Origin of the sequence: Janthinobacterium sp. PLB04 (assembly GCF_021165895.1) — a bacterium.
GTDB lineage: Bacteria > Pseudomonadota > Gammaproteobacteria > Burkholderiales > Burkholderiaceae_D > Janthinobacterium > Janthinobacterium lividum.
Genome location: NZ_CP088968.1, coordinates 3,853,538 through 3,870,360, shown reverse-complemented (window position 1 = coordinate 3,870,360; position 16,823 = coordinate 3,853,538). Strand labels below are relative to the sequence as shown.

14 protein-coding genes are annotated in these 16,823 nt (G+C 65.4%); 10 read left to right on the top strand and 4 right to left on the bottom strand.

Features of this window, described 5'->3' with window-relative positions; translation table 11 throughout:
• Nucleotides 1-168 precede the first annotated feature (168 nt).
• Entirely contained in the window at nt 169-1,206 is a 1,038-nt protein-coding gene (locus tag LSO07_RS17190) for a helix-turn-helix transcriptional regulator (protein WP_151095810.1), read from the bottom strand.
• 208 nt (nt 1,207-1,414) lie between these two features.
• Between LSO07_RS17190 and LSO07_RS17185 the strand changes: the two genes are divergently transcribed.
• The gene (locus LSO07_RS17185; protein WP_151095807.1) at nt 1,415-3,424 is read left to right on the top strand and encodes a glycoside hydrolase family 3 protein; all 2,010 of its coding nucleotides are present in this window, start codon (nt 1,415-1,417) and stop codon (nt 3,422-3,424) included.
• 14 nt (nt 3,425-3,438) lie between these two features.
• Here the strand turns inward: LSO07_RS17185 and LSO07_RS17180 are convergent, their stop codons facing one another.
• Both LSO07_RS17180 and LSO07_RS17175 read right to left on the bottom strand, forming a co-directional pair.
• A complete protein-coding gene (locus LSO07_RS17180; protein WP_151095804.1) occupies nt 3,439-4,557 on the bottom strand; it encodes a Gfo/Idh/MocA family protein in 1,119 nt (372 codons plus the stop codon).
• Between the two features lie 33 nt (nt 4,558-4,590).
• A complete protein-coding gene (locus LSO07_RS17175; RefSeq protein ID WP_151095801.1) occupies nt 4,591-5,784 on the bottom strand; it encodes a phytanoyl-CoA dioxygenase family protein in 1,194 nt (397 codons plus the stop codon).
• Between the two features lie 105 nt (nt 5,785-5,889).
• On the opposite strand from LSO07_RS17175, the gene LSO07_RS17170 reads away from it, so the two are divergent.
• From LSO07_RS17170 to LSO07_RS17130, 9 genes are all read left to right on the top strand, one after another.
• On the top strand, nt 5,890-6,933 hold the full coding sequence (locus LSO07_RS17170) for a LacI family DNA-binding transcriptional regulator (protein ID WP_151095797.1): 1,044 nt from the start codon (nt 5,890-5,892) through the stop codon (nt 6,931-6,933).
• Nucleotides 6,934-6,999: 66 nt separating this feature from the next.
• Nucleotides 7,000-8,808 (top strand): DUF885 domain-containing protein, encoded by a 1,809-nt coding sequence (locus LSO07_RS17165; RefSeq protein WP_151095794.1) that lies wholly within the window; start codon nt 7,000-7,002, stop codon nt 8,806-8,808.
• A gap of 108 nt (nt 8,809-8,916) precedes the next feature.
• On the top strand, nt 8,917-9,408 hold the full coding sequence (gene hpaR / locus LSO07_RS17160) for a homoprotocatechuate degradation operon regulator HpaR (RefSeq protein WP_225317335.1): 492 nt from the start codon (nt 8,917-8,919) through the stop codon (nt 9,406-9,408).
• Nucleotides 9,409-9,745: 337 nt separating this feature from the next.
• Nucleotides 9,746-10,912, top strand: a complete 1,167-nt coding sequence (locus tag LSO07_RS17155; RefSeq protein WP_225317334.1) for a porin — start codon at nt 9,746-9,748, stop codon at nt 10,910-10,912.
• A gap of 28 nt (nt 10,913-10,940) precedes the next feature.
• The gene (locus tag LSO07_RS17150) at nt 10,941-11,465 is read left to right on the top strand and encodes a sorbitol dehydrogenase family protein (RefSeq protein WP_225317333.1); all 525 of its coding nucleotides are present in this window, start codon (nt 10,941-10,943) and stop codon (nt 11,463-11,465) included.
• Nucleotides 11,466-11,474: 9 nt separating this feature from the next.
• The gene (locus tag LSO07_RS17145; RefSeq protein ID WP_151095791.1) at nt 11,475-13,085 is read left to right on the top strand and encodes a GMC family oxidoreductase; all 1,611 of its coding nucleotides are present in this window, start codon (nt 11,475-11,477) and stop codon (nt 13,083-13,085) included.
• Nucleotides 13,082-14,482, top strand: coding sequence for a cytochrome c (locus LSO07_RS17140; protein WP_151095788.1), 1,401 nt, complete (start codon nt 13,082-13,084; stop codon nt 14,480-14,482). The genes LSO07_RS17145 and LSO07_RS17140 overlap by 4 nt, the downstream gene beginning before the upstream one ends.
• A gap of 113 nt (nt 14,483-14,595) precedes the next feature.
• Entirely contained in the window at nt 14,596-15,048 is a 453-nt protein-coding gene (locus LSO07_RS17135) for an RrF2 family transcriptional regulator (RefSeq protein ID WP_151095784.1), read from the top strand.
• Entirely contained in the window at nt 15,035-16,045 is a 1,011-nt protein-coding gene (locus LSO07_RS17130) for an NAD(P)/FAD-dependent oxidoreductase (RefSeq protein ID WP_151095780.1), read from the top strand. Before LSO07_RS17135 ends, LSO07_RS17130 begins: the two co-directional genes overlap by 14 nt.
• Here LSO07_RS17130 and LSO07_RS17125 read toward each other — a convergent pair.
• Nucleotides 15,973-16,740, bottom strand: coding sequence for an SDR family oxidoreductase (locus LSO07_RS17125; protein ID WP_151095777.1), 768 nt, complete (start codon nt 16,738-16,740; stop codon nt 15,973-15,975). The two genes, LSO07_RS17130 and LSO07_RS17125, sit on opposite strands and share 73 nt — an antisense overlap.
• Between the last annotated feature and the right edge of the window lie 83 nt (nt 16,741-16,823).

Genomic DNA, 16,823 nt, shown 5'->3' with positions numbered 1-16,823 from the left:
TGCGTACTGTCTGCGTCGCTGCGCCTTGCCCTCGACATTTTTCAGGCCCGCTTGGCCCGGGGAGCCTGTCTCCCTGACTTGGGCCGTTTCGTGGTTTGCAGGTTTTCTTGTTTCTTATTTCTTATTTCTTATTTCTTGTTTCTTGTTGCTTGCCACTTGTCTCTTTCTCTAGGCTCCGGCGGCATCCTGCCGGTAGCGCGCCGGCGGCAATTCGAACTGGTTCTTGAAGAAGCGGGTAAACGCGCTTTGCGAGGAAAAGCCCAGGCGCTCGCCGATTTCCACCACGCTCAGGCTTGTTTCGCGCAGCAGCCGGCGCGATTCGCGGCTCTTGGCGCGCAGTTCCAGCGCGCGGAACGACGTCTGCTCCTGCTGCAGCTGGCGCTGCAAGGTCCAGCGGTTCATCGCCAGGCCGTCGCACAGGGCCGGCAGCAGCGAGGCGCCGTCGGCATCGCCTGCGCCTTGCCGGCCCAGCAACTCGATGATGGCCTGTTCCACGCGGGCCGAAAACAGCTGCGCGCCATGCAGCTGCTGCAATTGCCCCTGCGCGTGCCGCAGCGCGTGCGGCGCCAGCATGGCGTTGAACTGGGCGAAAGGCCGGTCCAGCGCCGGCGCGTCAAACGTCAACGTGTTGCGTGCCTGGCCGAAGGTGGCGGTGGCGCCGAAGCACTCGGAAATGGCCGGCGCGAACCACGGCGCCTTGCCCTGGAAGCCGGCATGGAAGGCGGTGGGCGCGCCATCGTCGTAGGCGCGCGCCACCAGCGACAGCATGCGGAAATTGGCCAGCGCCTGCATGGCGCCGCCTGCCGGGCAGAACTCGGACAGGTATTCGATCTCGATGCGCGTGCCATTCTCGCTCATCAGCATGAAGTCGAACTCGCCGATCAGGCCCCGCAAGTGCAGCAGCTCGTGCAGCGCGCTGCGCAGGGTGGGGCGGTTGAAGCAGACGTGGGCGATGCCGGAGTAATGCGCGAACCAGTGCGTCACGTCGAGGTCGAGAAGGGCCCGGTGCTGCGGCAGTTGCTGGGCGTAGGCCGTCATGCGGCGGTGCCGCTCGGCGTTGATGCGCCCGCCAGGTTCCGTAAGCTGCGCCGGCGTGATGCCCGTTTGCTGAAAAAAGTCGGCGGGATCGTGTCCATCGGCCTGCATGGCGCGCGCGCATTGCTGCGCGATCCGGTTCGAAACCGTGCGCGTATCGGGTTTGTGCAAGGGTGTCTCCTGCTTGTTGTAGTAATTTTTCACAAATATTAGCACTTTGTAGGAGATTGTTGGTTGTCGTGCCGTCTAACCAAAAATTGTTCTCGCGGGTATAAAACGCGTGCTGCGCGGTCAAGAAACTCACGCATTCTCACGCTATATTGTTTTCGGCCGGCCTTGCTGCCGCGCCTTGATACCTACAAAAACAGTCTTGGAGATAATGATGAATTGCACTTTGAAACCGATGGCCCGCATGGTCGCCGGCTGCGTCGCCACGCTTGCCCTGGCCGCCTGCGGCAACGACACCGTCAGCGAGGAATACAAGCAGCCCGTGTTCGGCGCCACCACCTATGCCCAGCTCAAGGTCGATGGCTATGCCTTCAAGGACATGAACCGCAACGGCAAGATCGACCCATACGAAGACTGGCGCCTGTCGGCCGAGGCGCGCGCCGACGACCTGCTGTCGCGCATGAGCCTTGATGAAAAAGCGGGCCTGATGATGCACGGCACCGCGCCCACCGTGGCCGACCCCACCGGCATCGGCCAGGGCGGCGCGTACGACTTGACGGCCCTGCAAGACCTGATCGTCAAGCAGTACGTCAACACCTTCATCACGCGCATGGCGGGCGACGCGGCCAACATGGCGACCCAGTACAACAAGGTGCAGGCCCTGAGCGAAACGTCGCGCCACGGCATTCCCGTCTCCATCAGCACGGATCCGCGCCACCATTTCCAGTACACGGTGGGCGCCAGCGCCGGCACCAAGGGGTTCTCGCAGTGGCCGGAAACCCTGGGCCTGGCCGCCATCGGCGACGATGCGCTGGTGCGCCGCTTCGGCGATATCGCGCGCCAGGAATACCTGGCCGTTGGCATCACGCAGGCGCTGTCGCCGCAGGCCGACCTGGCCACCGAGCCGCGCTGGTCGCGCATCAACGGCACCTTTGGCGAAGACGCGGACCTGGCCAAGCGCATGGTGCAGCACTATATCGAGGGCTTCCAGGATGGGAACACGGGCTTGCACGATGGCAGCGTGGTGGCCGTCGTCAAGCACTGGGTCGGCTACGGCGCCACGAAAGAGGGCTTCGACGGCCACAATTACTATGGCCGCTACATGACCTACCCGGGCAACAACTTCGCCTACCACGTGAAACCTTTCGAGGGCGCCTTCACGGCCAAGGCGGCCTCCGTCATGCCGACCTACGCTCTGCCTGATGGGAACATCACCATCGACGGCATCACCCTGGAACAGGTGGCGGCCGGTTTCAGCAAGACCATGCTGACGGATCTGCTGCGCGGCAAATACGGTTTTGAAGGCGTGATCCTGTCCGACTGGGGCATCACGTCCGACTGCGACGCCAATTGCCGCAACGGCACGGTGCCTGGCGTGGCGCCGTCCTTCATCGGCTTCGGCACGCCGTGGGGCATGGAGGACGCCACCAAGGCCGAGCGCTATGTCAAGGCCGTGACGGCGGGGATGGACCAGTTTGGCGGCGTGACGGAAGCGCCGTACCTGACGCAAGCCGTGCAGCGGGGCCAGTTGACGGAAGCGCGCATCAACGCTTCGGCGCGCCGCATCCTGGTGCAGAAATTCAAACAGGGCCTGTTCGAGCATCCGTTCGTCGATGCGGCTGCGGCGGCCACCACCGTGGGCAAGGCGGACTTCATCGAGGCGGGCCTGGATGCCCAGCGCCGCTCGCTGGTCCTGCTGGAAAACAAGGACAAGGTCTTGCCGCTGGCGGCCAGCGTCAAGAAGGTCTACCTGTACGGCATCGATGCGGCCGTGGCGAAGCAGTATGGCTACACGGTGGTCGCCACGCCCCAGGAAGCGGACGTGGCCCTGCTGCGCGTGGCCGCGCCATTCGAGATACTGCACCCGAACTACATCTTCGGCAGCATGCAGCACGAGGGGCGCCTGAACTACGCCGATGGCGATGCCGACTACGAGGCGATCAAGAACGCGGCGAAGTACGCGCCGAAGACGGTGGTCACCGTGTATCTGGACCGCCCGGCCATCCTCGGCAACGTGCAGGACAAGGCCAGCGCCATCCTCGCCAACTTTGGCGTCAGCGACGGCGCGCTGTTCGACGTCCTGACGGGCAAGGCTAAGCCGCAAGGCAAGCTGCCGTTCGAACTGCCATCGTCGATGGCCGAAGTGCAGGTGCAGAAATCGGACGTGCCGTATGACACGGCCCATCCGCTGTACAAGTTCGGTTACGGCCTGGCGTACTGATCACGCTCCTGCTGTCAGCGCAGCGTGATCCAGCTGCGCTCCTGCACGGAGCGCAGCGCCGCGTCGATCAGCCGGTCCACCTCGTAGCCGTCGCGGAAGGTGGGCCAGACCGGCTGGCCGCCGGCGATCGCCTGCAGAAAATCGCGCGCTTCAATGACGATCTGCTCGTTGTAACCGGTGCCGTGCCCGGCGCCCTGGCTGAACGCCAGGTAGTCGGGGTGGGCCGGTCCCATCAGCAGGCGCTGGAAACCCTGGCGCTGCGCGGGGCGGCTGGCGTCGTACAGCCATAGTTCATTCTGGTTTTCCTGGTCGAAGGCGATCGCGCCTTTCGTCCCCGTGATGCGGTAGGTGTAACCCATCTTGCGCCCGGCCGCCACGCGGCTGAAGGTCAGGGCGCCCAGCGCGCCGCTGGCAAAGCGCAGCATCACATTCCCCTGGTCGTCATTTTCCACCGCCTCCATGCCATCCGGCCCTTGCCGTTGCGCGTGCACGGTGTTCATGTCCGCCACCAGCGAGTCGACGGGGCCGCCCAGGCGCAGGGCCAGGTTGAGTAGGTGCGAGCCCACGTCGGCCAGCGCGCCGGCCCTGGTCGCCGTAGCTTCGCGCGTGCGCCACGAGGCGGGGGCGCGCGGATCATGCAGGTAGTCTTCCACGTGTTCGGCGGCGACATGGATGATCTCGCCGATTTCGCCCGACTCGATGATCTGCCGCGCCAGCTGGCTGGCCGGTGTGCGGATGTAGTTATAGCCGACCATGTTGGCCACGCCCGCTGCTTCCGCCGCCTGCGCCAGTAACAGGGATTCGGCGGCCGTCATGCCCAGCGGCTTTTCGCAAAATACGGGTTTGCCCAGGGCCAGCGCCGCCAGCACGATCTCCTTGTGCGTGGCCGGCGGCGTGGCGACGACGATGGCGTCGATGGCGGGATCGGCCACCAGCGCGCGCCAGTCGCCCGTGGAACGCTGCCAGCCCAGTTCCTGTGCGCTGCGGGCAGCGCCTGCTTCGCTGCTGGTGCTGATGCAGGCGCACACGGGGTTCAGTGACGTGTGAAAAATGCTGCGCACGGCTTTATAGGCGATGGTGTGGGCCTTGCCCATGTAGCCGGCGCCGATCAGGCCGATGTTGAGGTCTTGCATATGAGCTTGCTCCTGAGGTGACGGGGGATGGGATCAGGCTTGCTGGCGCCAGGCATGGCTGTCCAGGGCATCGAGGAAGCGGGCAGCGGGCCAGTGTTGTGCCAGCGCTTCGTGCATGAGCTGCTGCTGCGTGGGCGGCGCCATGCCGCCGATGGGCTGGTCGCGGTCCAGGTTGCTGGGGAAGGCATAGCCCTCGGCGCAGGCGGCGATCGCGTGGCTGGCGCCAAGCTCATCCAGGGCACCCTGCGCGCGCAGCGCCTGCAGTGCCGGATATAGCGCTGCGCTCATGGCGCGGCGGTCCAGCGCTTCCATGGCGCGCCCGAATGGCGACGATACCTGCAGCAGGTTGGCCATGCGCCGGATATCGGACGAGCGGTTGTGGCCTGCCGCATGGAACAGGGCGGGGTTGAAGAAGACGGCGTCGCCTTGCGACAGCGGCAACTGCACGCAATGCTGTGCGAAGTAATCGCGGAAAGGCTGCTGCTGCCAGGCGAGAAAGCCGGCCGGGTAGCGCTGCGAATAGGGCAGGTACAGGGTGGGCCCCGATTCGAGCGGCATGTCGCAGTGGGCGACGGCGCCCTGCAAGGTCAAGAGGGCCGACATCTGGTGCACGGGCGCGGGATAGGCGGCGCAGCTGGCCGCGCTCTGGAAGCCCAGGTGGTAGTCGCGGTGCGGCGCCTGGGCCGCTCCGCCGGGATTGACGACATTCACTTGCGCCGTCATCTGGTAGGCGGGCCCCAGCCAGGCATCGGATATCCAGGCGAAAACGGGATTGGCGTAGTAGCGCGCGAACGCCTCGGGCGCGCGCAGACACAGTTTTTGCTGGGCGTTCCAGATGCGGTCATTCGCGCCCGGTTTGGCGAAGTGGTCGCCGCCCGCCTGGCCACTGGCATGCTGTTCGGCGATCAGCGCGCGAAACACGCCGCTGACCTGTTCCAGAGTCGCCGTGTCGTCGACGGCGCGTTGGAGCACGATGACGCCGGGACCATCCATCAGCGCCTTGCCCCATTCTGCCTGCAGCGCGCGCAGCGCCGCCGCACTGGCGGCCAGCGCACGCACGGCGTCGCAGTCGTAGACGAGGATATTCGCATCGACCGAAGCGGCGTGGGGATAGTCGGCCAGCGCCGTGCGTTGGCTGACGGTACGGATGAAATCATCGAGCCGGCAGTCTTGCTGCGACAGCCAGAAGGGACTGGGCGGTGCTGCGCCGGCGTTTGTGGTGGGCATGCGGTGTCTCCTGATGTTGTATGTTGTAGTATCAGTATAGGGATGAAAATCCGCATTTTTCATCAAGAAATCCATCAAAAAACCATCAATTAGATCGGACATGGCATGACGCATCCGTTTCCCGTCAAGGTCGTGGCACTGCAGGCCGGCGTCAGCGTGGCCACGGTCGACCGCGTGATCAAGCAGCGCGGCGGCGTGCACGCCAATACCGTGCGCCGCGTGATGCAGGCGCTCGATGAGCTGGCGCGGCAAAGCACGCAGGTGGGGCTGGCAGGCAGAAAATTCATGCTCGACGTGCTGATGGTGGCGCCGCAGCGCTTTACGCACGCCGTGCGCGTGGCGCTGGAAGCGGAACTGCCGTCCTTGCATCCGGCCGTGCTGCGCTCCCGCTTTCATCTGCATGAAACGCTGGACGTGGATAGCATCGTCGAACTGCTGGAACGCATCCGCAAGAACGGCAGCCACGGCGTACTGCTGAAAGCGCCGGACTTGCCGCCGGTGGCCGAGGCGGTGAGCCGGCTGGCGGCGGCCGGCATTCCCGTGGTGACCCTGGTGACGGACTTGCCAGCTTCCGCGCGCCGCAGCTATGTGGGCATGGATAACCGCGCGGCGGGCGAAACGGCCGCCTGCCTGATCGGCCAGTGGCTGGGCGCGGGCAAGCGGCAGCGGCAAGTGCTGGTGACCCTGAGCAGCAACCGCTTTCATGGCGAGGAAGAGCGCGAGATCGGCTTTCGCCGCGCGCTGCGCGAACGGCACCGCCATTTGAGCATCGTCGAAGTGAGCGAAGGCCATGGCATCGATGGCGCCACGGGCGCGCTGGTGCGGCAAGCCCTGGCAGATCATCCGGATATCGCCGCCGTGTATTCCATCGGCGGCGGCAATGCCGCCATCGTGCAGGCATTCGCGCAGGCGGACCGGCCTTGCCAGGTCTTCATCGGTCATGACCTGGACGCGGACAACGTGGCGCTGCTCAAGTCGGGCGCCATCCAGGCCGTGCTGCACCATGACCTGGGCCAGGACATGCGCCGCGCCTGCCAGGAAATCCTGCGGGCGCAAGGCGCGCTGCCGGCATTGGCGCAGGCGCCGCCATTGTCCGCGATCCAGATCGTCACGCCGTGGAACCTGCCCGCGCTGAACGGCCTGAATTGACAGGCATGCGAGGCTGGCCGATACTCGCCGCTTCGCTCATCGCTCACCTCAGGAAGGAATCCCCCGATGTCCGTCACTCCGCAATTGACCACGACCGTGCTGGTAGCCGCACTTTCCGTCTCGTTTGCCATGCCCGCCATGGCCGCCGCCCCTGCAACTGCCAGCGCTTCATCGGCCTGGGTGGAAGCGAGCAACCGCAACGCGGCCATCGTGCTGGCGGCCCAGGCGCAGTTCTCGCCCGAAGACGCCTCCGACACGGGCCTGGCCCAGTACGACGGCCTGGCCGCCGACCTGGGGCCGAACATCACCGAGCGCCATGTGGCGGCCATGCAGAAGGCACGCGCGCAATTGCAGCAAAAGCTGGAACTGGAACGCGACGAGCGCATCCGCCAGGATCTGGAAATCTTGATCGGCGCTGTCGACCAGGAAATCACGGACACCCAGCTGGAAGCCAAGTACACATTGCCGTGGGTCGATGTGCCGCAAATGGTCTTTGGCAGCATGCAAAGCCTGCTGCAGGAACAGCGCCCGGCCGCGCGCCGCGCCAAGGCGCTCGAACGCCTGCAGCGCTATGTGGGCCAGTTCCCGGGCAGCACGCCGATTACGCAGCAGGCCAAGGCGCGCTTCACGGAGCAAATCGGCCAGCCTGGCCTGGCGGGACCCGTGCGGCTGCAGGTGGAGCAGTCGCTGGAAAACGTACCGACGTATATCGCCGGCATCCGCAAGCTGTTCGCCGACATGAAAATCACTGGCGCCGGGCCTGCGCTGGCGGCCATGGAACTGCAGTTGAACGAGTATGCGGCGTGGGAAAAGCAAGTGGTGCTGCCCCTGTCGCGCACGGATTTCCGCATGGCGCCCGAGCTGTACGCATTCCGCCTGAAGCAGGTGGGCATCGATATCGAACCGCGCGCGCTGGTCGAACGGGCGCAGGTGGCTTACCTGGAAACGCGCGCCGCCATGCAGGCGCTGGCGCCCGTGGTGGCGGCCAAGCTGGCCTTGAAGGGCGTCGACGGCAGTGATTACCGCCAGGTGCTGCGCGCGCTGAAGGCCGATTCCATCCCCAACGAGCAGCTCGAGGCGCACTACAAGGGCGTCAATACGCAGCTGGAGCAGCGCATCGCCCGGCAGCGCGTGGTCGATATTCCTGCGCGCGCCATGACCATGCGCCTGGCATCCGCCGCCGAATCGGCGGCCCAGCCGGCGCCGCATATGCGTCCGCCTCCGTTGATCGGCAATATGGGCGAGCACGGCCAGTTCGTCCTCCCCGTCAGCAATCCGGCTGCCAGCGGCAAGGGCGAAGCCTATGACGATTTCAATTTCGCCGGCGCCGCCTGGACCCTGAGCGCGCACGAAGGCCGGCCAGGCCACGAGCTGCAGTTCAGCGCCATGGTGGAGCGGGGCGTGTCGCAGGCGCGCAGCCTGTACGCGTTCAACAGCGTCAACGTGGAAGGCTGGGCCCTGTACGCGGAAGCGGAGATGATTCCCTACGAACCGGCCGAAGGCCAGTTCATCGCGCTGCAGTTCCGCATGCTGCGCGCGGCGCGCGCCATGCTCGACCCGATGCTGAACCTGGGGCAAGTCACGCGCGAAGAGGCGGGCCGTATCCTGACGGAAGAAGTGATGCTGTCGAAACCGATGGCGCGCCAGGAACTGGACCGCTACACCTTCAATGCGCCGGGCCAGGCGGGCAGCTATTTCTATGGCTACACGCGCATCCTGCAGCTGCGCGCGGAAACGGAGCTGGCGCTGGGAGACAGATTCGACCGCCTGGCATTCAATAATTTCCTGCTGGGGCAGGGCTTGCTGCCGCCGGACTTGCTGGCCCAGGCCGTGCGCGAACACTTCATCCCGGAGCAGAGAAAAGCCAGGGGCTGACGCGATGGCAGGGGATGGCGCGCCGCATGCCAGCGGCGAACGGCGCGCGCCATCCGGAGCGGCATGGAGGGGGAATTTTGCCGCTATTGTCCCCGGGCGAGTCGTATAATGACGGTCATTGTGCTGGCCACCCAGGAGTTCCACTTGCAGCTACCGATCCGTTATCCGAACATGCCGCAACTGCTGCTGAAGGCCCGCGACAGCCTGCTGCAGCATTTCCGCCCCATCCTCAATCACTTCGGCGTGACGGAGCAGCAGTGGCGCATCATGCGCGCGCTGAATGAAAGCCCGACCCTGGAACCGCGCGAGCTGTGCGAGATCTGCCAGATTTCCAGTCCCAGCATGAGCGGCATCCTGGCGCGGATGGAAGAAATCGGCCTGATCGGACGCAGCAAGTTCGAAGGCGACCAGCGCCGCCGCAAGGTGCACCTGTCGGAAGCGGGCGCCAGTTTGCTGATGCAGATGGGTAAACTCATCGACCTGCAATATGCCCACCTGGAAGCGGCCTATGGCAAGCAGGTGTTCGAAGACATGCGCCGCACCCTGGAAGCCTTCATTGCCCTCGAAACCCTGCCGGTGGCGCCCGCCATCCTGCGCTGACCTTCCCGGTTCCCCCGTTTTCCTGCCCGCCTGACTATCCACCGGGCGCGTGTTTTCCGACACGCGCCGCCGCTGCTTTCCCCATATCTGTTCCCCGCATTTCCGCACGTTGCGGGGCATGCGGCCGTACTCCTGCCGATTTTGCTATAAGACACAAGAAAGTTTTGCTATAAGACTATGCCTTACAGTCAATCACTTACATGTGAGTAAATAAGCGTATAATTTGCCTCACTTGATCCAAATCAAGAAGAACAGCGGACGCCCGTATCGATGGATGGGGCGGCAACGGGCGCCACGCCCGTATTTCGCCAGATAAAACAGGAAAGTCAGGAAAAAAATGAACAAAACATGCATGCGCGCTGCGGCGCTGGCCGTCTCCACGCTCATCGGCGCAAACGTTTGCGCCCAAAGCAATGTCACCATTTATGGCGTGGTCGACGCGGCCACCGCATACGCGAGCAACCAGGGCGGCAATTCGAATACCTACATGCGCAGTGGCAGCTTGTCTGCCAGCAAAATCGGTTTCCAGGGCGTGGAAGACCTGGGCGGCGACCTGAAGGCGCTGTTCCTGCTGGAAAACGGCTTTGAAAGCGACACGGGCGCGCAAAGTTCGTCCAGCTCCCTGTTCAACCGCCAGGCTTACGTGGGCTTGCAATCGACCGCCTACGGCACCGTGACGGCCGGGCGCCAGTACACGCCGTACTACCTGCTGGTGGGTTCCCTGGCGTCGAGCAATGTCTTGACGGGCGCGACCGGCGCCCACCCGGGCGATATCGACGGCCTCGATACGACCGTGCGCATCAGCAATTCCGTCACCTACATCATGCCCGCATGGCGCGGCCTGCAGGCCAGCGCGCAATACGGCTTTGGCGAGGCGGCCGACGGCAATGCCGCGGGCAGCAGCTTCAGCGCCGCCGTCAAGTACAGCGCGTCGCCAGCCGAATTCGCGCTCGGCTACCTGAAACTGAAAAATGGACAGAATGGCGCCGGCTGGAGCGACAACGCATCGGGCAGCTTCGGCATCTCCGCCATCAACCAGGGCTACGCCTCGGCGGAAAGCATAGCGTTCATCGCCGCCAGCGCGCGCTACACCATGGGCAAGTGGATGGTGGGCGCCAATGCCAGCAACGTGCAGTACCAGGCGGGCAGCCGCTCGGCCTTCCGCGACACGGCCATCTTCAACACGGCCGGCCTGATCTCCAGCTACCAGCTGACGCCGCAGTGGTTCCTGTCCGCCGGCTACAGCGACACCTTCGCCAGCCACGCCAACGGCGTGTCGGACCGCGCACGCTACCGCCAGCTGTCGTTCGAACAGAATTACGCGCTGTCCAAGCGCACGGCGATCTACCTGATCGAAGCGCGCCAGCTGGCGCGCGGCCAGACCCTGGGCCAGGACGGCAGCATTGTCAACGCCGTCGCCTCGGTCGGCGATTCGCAAAACGGCACGCCGTCGTCGAACGGCGGCCAGACGGTGGTGATGGTCGGTCTCAAGCATTCTTTCTGAACGGTTGCTGAACTCACGGGAGCTTCAATTGGACGCTACACACAATAAGGAGGGCCGCGGCCCTCTGAATCCCGGCCGCCGCATGGTGCTGGCCGGTTTGCTGTCGGCTTCGGCCGCGGCGCTGATCCCCTGGGCGCTGGCCGAACCGGTCGCCAGTGCGGAGCAGGGCGCATTCCTGGGCGTGTCGGCCATGCTGGTGGGGCGCCAGGTGCTCGATCCCGTGCTGGCCAGTCGCCTGTATGACGCGCTGGTGGCGCAGGACGCGGCCTTCCCCGTGAATGTGCGCGCGCTGCTGGCCCTGATCAATGCGCAGGGTCTGCAGGCGGCCGGCCTGCAGGAAGCGCTCGACGGGCTCGACCCGGCCCAGTCGCCGCTGGCGGCCTTGCCGCGCCAGATCGCCAGCGCCTGGTACCTGGGCATCGTCGGCACGGGCGAGGCGGCCGTCTGCGTCGCCTACGAGCAGGCATTGAACGCGGCCGTCGTGGCCGATGTGCTCAAGCCTCCCACGTATTCCTACGGCGCCTACGGCAGCTGGGCCAGAAAACCAATTTAAGGAGCCATCATGGCTGAAGAACTCTCCGCCGATTACCTCGTGATCGGCTCCGGCATCATCGGCTCGCTGGCCGCGCGCAAGCTGGCGCTGGCGGGCGCCTCGGTGCTGATCCTGGAAGCGGGGCCACGCGTGTCGCGCGGCGAAATCGTCGCCCGCTTCCGCAATACGACACGCCGCAGCGACTGGATGTCGCCGTATCCATCGGTGGCCACGGCGCCGCACCCGATCTACCAGCCGACCGATAACGGCTACCTGGTGCAGGCCGGCCCGTATCCGTACCCGGCCGAATACATCCGCCAGTTTGGCGGCACCTCGTGGCACTGGGCCGCGCAGGCGTGGCGCAATGTGCCGAACGACTTCCGCATCCATACCCTGTACGGCGTGGGCGTCGACTGGCCCATCAGCTACGCAGACCTGGAGCCGTTCTACCAGGAAGCGGAAGACATCATGGGCGTTTCCGGTGCGGACAATACGGGTTCGCCGCGCAAGCAGGCCTTCCCGATGGACCCCGTGACGGAGCCGTACGCCATGCGCCGCATCCGCGAACGCCTCGATCCGTCGTTCAAGGTGGTCGGCAACACGGTGGCGCGCAACAGCGTCAGCTACGATGGCCGTCCGGCCTGCTGCGGCAACAACAGCTGCCAGCCGATCTGCCCCATCGACGCGCAATACCACGGCGGCATCGCCGCGCAGCAGGCCGAAGACGCGGGCGTGAAGATCGTCTGCAACGCCAACGTCTACAAGCTGGAACACGACGCGCAGGGCCGCATCACGGCCGCCCTGTACTACGACGTCGACAAGAAGAGCCACCGCGTCACGGCCAGGACCTTCATCCTGGCGGCCAACGGCATCGAAAGCCCCCGTTTGCTGCTCGTTTCCGCCTCGGACAAATACCCGAACGGCCTGGCCAACAGCAGCGACATGGTGGGCCGCAACCTGATGGATCACCCGAGCACCTCGATCACCTTCGACGCCGATGAAGACCTGTGGCTGGGCCGGGGCCCGCAAAGCCCCAATTCCATCAACACCATGCGCGATGGCGACTTCCGCAGCCAGCATTCGCCGTACCGCCTGGATTTCACGAACATCTCGCGCGTCGACGGGGCCACCAAGGAACTGATCGGCAAGGGCGTGTTTGGCGAGGAATTCGAGCAGCAACTGCGTTTCCGCTCGGCGCGTGAAATGAGTTTGAAAAACGTGCTGGAAGTGCTGCCGAACCCGGAAAACCGCATCGCCCTCAGCAGCGAAAAGGATGCCATGGGCATTCCCAAGCCGCAGGCGCACTATGCGATCGACGAGTACACCAAGCGGGGCCACGAGCGCTCGAAGCAGGATTTCGAGCAGATCGCCAAACTGATGGGTGGCACCAATCTGCGTCACAGCAAGGAAGGCGTGTTCGCCAACAACCAGCACATCTGCGGTACCCTGTCGATGGGTTCCGACCCTGCCAAGGCCGTGTGCGACCAGTGGGGCCGCACCTTCGATCACGCCAACCTGTTCCTGTGCAGCACCGGCGTGCTGCCCACGTCCGGCACCTGCAATTCGACGGAAAACGGCCTGGCCGTGTCACTGCGCACCGTCAAGCACATCCTCGATGAACAACAGGGAGGCACAGCATGATGGCGGCCTTCCGACTGGCGGCGTGCGCCGCCTTGCTGTCCCTCGCGGCCATGCCGGTGCTGGCGGCGCAAGCCCCCGGCGCGGACGTGCAGGCGATCGAACGTGGCCGCTACCTGGCCACGGCCGGCGACTGCATCGCCTGCCACAGCGTGCCTGGTGGCAAGCCGATGGCGGGCGGCCTGGCGCTGGCGACGCCGCTGGGCGCCATCGTTGCCACCAACATCACGCCGTCGACAACGCATGGCATCGGCAACTACACGCTGGCGCAGTTCTCCGCCGCCGTGCGCCATGGCGTGCGGGCCGACGGTGCGCGCCTGTACCCGGCCATGCCCTACACGGCCTATGCCAAGGTGACGGATGACGACACGGCCGCCCTGTACGCCTACTTCATGCATGGCGTGACGGCGGTGGACACGGCGCCGGCGCAAAAGACGGACTTGCCATTCCCGTTCAATATCCGCCTGTCGATGGCGGGCTGGAATCTGTTCTTCCTCGACAAGAAACCGTTTGTGGCAGATACATCGAAAAGCATGGAGTGGAACCGCGGCGCCTACCTGGCGCAGGGGCTGGCCCACTGCAGCACTTGCCACACGCCGCGCAATGCGCTGATGGCGGAACAGCTGTCGAAGGAACTGGGCGGCGCTGACCTGGGCACCTGGCATGCGCCGAACATCACGTCGGACGTCAACAGCGGTGTCGGCGGCTGGAGCCAGCAGGAACTGGCCGGCTACCTGCGCACGGGCCGCGCGGCCAACAAGGCGCAGGCGGCCGGACCGATGGCCGAAGCCATTGACCATAGCCTGAAGCATCTGAGCGACGCGGACTTGAACGCCATCGCGCATTACATCAAGAGCGTACCCGCCATCCGCGACAAGGCGGACGTGAAACCGGTGACGCAATGGGGCCAGGCGGGCGACGAGCTGAACGCCATCCGTGGCGTGCCGCTGCCGCAAAACCTGAACCAGATGTCGGGCGCGCAGCTGTACGATGCGCAGTGCGCCAGCTGCCACCAGGCCAGGGGCGAGGGCAGTTTCGACGGCAGCTTGCCGCCGCTGTTCCATAACTCGGTGACGGGCCGCAGCAACAGCAACAACCTGGTGATGGCGATACTCGATGGCGTGGAGCGGCAGGATGGCAGGGGTGCCCATGCCGGTCATTTGATGCCCGCCTTCCGCCAGACCCTGTCGGACGAACAGATCGTCACCCTCGGCAATTACGTGCAGAAGATGTACGGCAATCCCGCCATCAAGGTGACGGCGGAACAGGTGACGACCTTGCGCAATGGCGGCGCGCCGTCAAACCTGATCGGCCTGGCCCGCGCGGGCATCATCGTCGGCGTGCTGGTGCTGCTGGCCTTGCTGGTATGGTGGCGGGGACGGCGGCGCAAGCCGGTGTAAGCGTGAATTGATCGCATAAGCTGGGGCCAGGCCGCAAAGTCTGGCCCTTTTTTTATGTCGCAAAAATCGCAACTCAATTGCATCTGCGCAGATTATGTACTATCATTAGTTACATGAGACGCGACAGCAAACTATCATCGATCCTCCATGTGCTGCTGCACATGACCCATGCGGGACGCCCGATGACGTCCGAGGAACTCTCCGGCTACCTGGACACCAACCCCGTGCTGGTGCGGCGCGTGATGGCAGGCTTGCGCGAGCGCGGCTACGTGGCGTCGGGCAAGGGCCATGGCGGCGGCTGGCGCATCGTCTGCGACCTGCACCGCGTGACCCTGCAAGACATCTACGTGGCCGTGGGTTCGCCCACCATCTTCGCCATGGGAAACCGCGTCGACCAGCCGGGCTGCCTGGTCGAGCAAGTGGTCAACCAGTCGCTGGCCGGCGCCTTTGACGAAGCCCAGGCGCTGCTGATCCAGCGCTTTGGCGCCGTCACCCTGGCCGACCTGGCCGACCGTTTCAGCCAACAATACGCCAACCACAGAGGAGCACCGCATGCACATTCCTGAACTCCAAGGCGCGGGCAGCGCCACGCCTGCCGCCCCGTTCGACGCCATCATCGTCGGCGGCAGCTACGCCGGCCTGTCCGCCGCCACGCAACTGACGCGTGCCCGCCGCCGCGTGCTGGTGATCGACGGCGGCCAGCGCCGCAATCGCTACGCCAGCCATTCCCATGGTTTCCTGACCCAGGACGGCAGCGGGACGGCCGCCATCGCGGCCGAAGGCAAGGCGCAGCTGCTGGCGTATGCCACCGTCACCTGGCTGGACGGGGTGGCCGTGCAGGCAGCCGCCAGCAGCGATGGCGATGGCTTCGGCGTGACCCTGGCGGACGGCAGTGTCGTTCACGGCCGCCGCCTGGTGCTGGCCACCGGCGTGATCGATGAACTGCCGCCCGTCGATGGACTGGCCGAACGCTGGGGCGGCAGCGTCTTTCACTGCCCGTATTGCCACGGCTATGAACTGGAGCAGGGCGCCATCGGCGTGCTGGCCACCGGCCCCCTGTCCATGCACCATGCCCTGATGCTGCCCGACTGGGGCACGGTCACTTTTTTCCTGAATGGCGCATTCGAGCCCGATGCGGCGCAACTGGCGCAATTGGCCGCGCGGGGCGTGGCGGTGGTGCGCGCGCCCGTGGCGCGGATCGACGGCGTGGCCGACGTGGTCATGGCGGACGGCAGCCGCCACGTCATGGCCGGCCTGTTCGTGGCGACCCGCACCCGCCTGGCCAGTTCCCTGGCCGGCGAATTGGGCTGCTTGCTGGAAGACGGTGCCATGGGACCGTTCGTGCGCACCGACGAGCAAAAGGCCAGCAGCGTGCCCGGCGTCTTTTGCTGCGGCGACGCGGGTCGCATGGCTGGCAGCGTGGCGTTCGCGGTGGCCGATGGCGCCATGGCAGGCGTGGCAACACACCGCTCGCTGATGTTCGGACTGGATCAGGCGGCAAAACCGCCATCGATCTTCAGCCCGGCACCCGTGACGAACGCCGCTTCCGGGCTGGCCAGGTAAGCCACCATGCCGGCGATTTCATCGGCCGTGCCGTGGCGGAGCAGGGCCATCAGGCCGTGCATCAGGTCGGCGAAGTCGCCCGTGGGCGGATTCATGTCCGTGGCGACGGGGCCCGGTTCCACATTGTTGATGGTGATGCCGCGCGGGCCCAGGTCGCGCGACAGGCCTTGCGTCAGGCCGCTCAGCGCCGATTTGCTCATGGCGTAGGCAGCCGCGCCGCCGAACGGCATGCGGTGTGCATTCGTGCTGCCGATATTGATGATGCGCCCGCCCGTCTGCATGTGTGCCACGGCTGCCTTGATGGCGACGAAGACGGCGCGCACGTTGACGTTCAAGGTCTTGTCGAAGTCTTCCAGCGAAAAATCATCGATGGCGCCGGGCAGGAACACGCCTGCGTTGTTGACGAGGATGTCGATGCCGCCAAACTGCGCCGCCACCTTGTCGATGGCCGCCGTCAGGGCCGTGGCATCGGCCGCGTCGGCTTGCACGCCCAGGGCCTTGCCGCCTGCGGCCTCCACCTTGCCGGCCAGCGCCTGCGCTTCGGCGGCGGAGCTTTGATAGGTGAAGACGACGTTGGCGCCCTGGCTGGCCAGGCGGCGCACGATGGCGGCGCCGATGCCGCGCGAGCCGCCCGTGACAAACGCGATCTTGTCCTGCAGTGGCAAAGAGGTGCTGGTGGTGGTTTGGGTTTGCATGATGAGCTTTCTAAGTGAGGAGTCGAGGAGTTCAGTATCTGCCTTTCATTCCTGCCGCGCTAGCCATGAATCGCTACAATTAC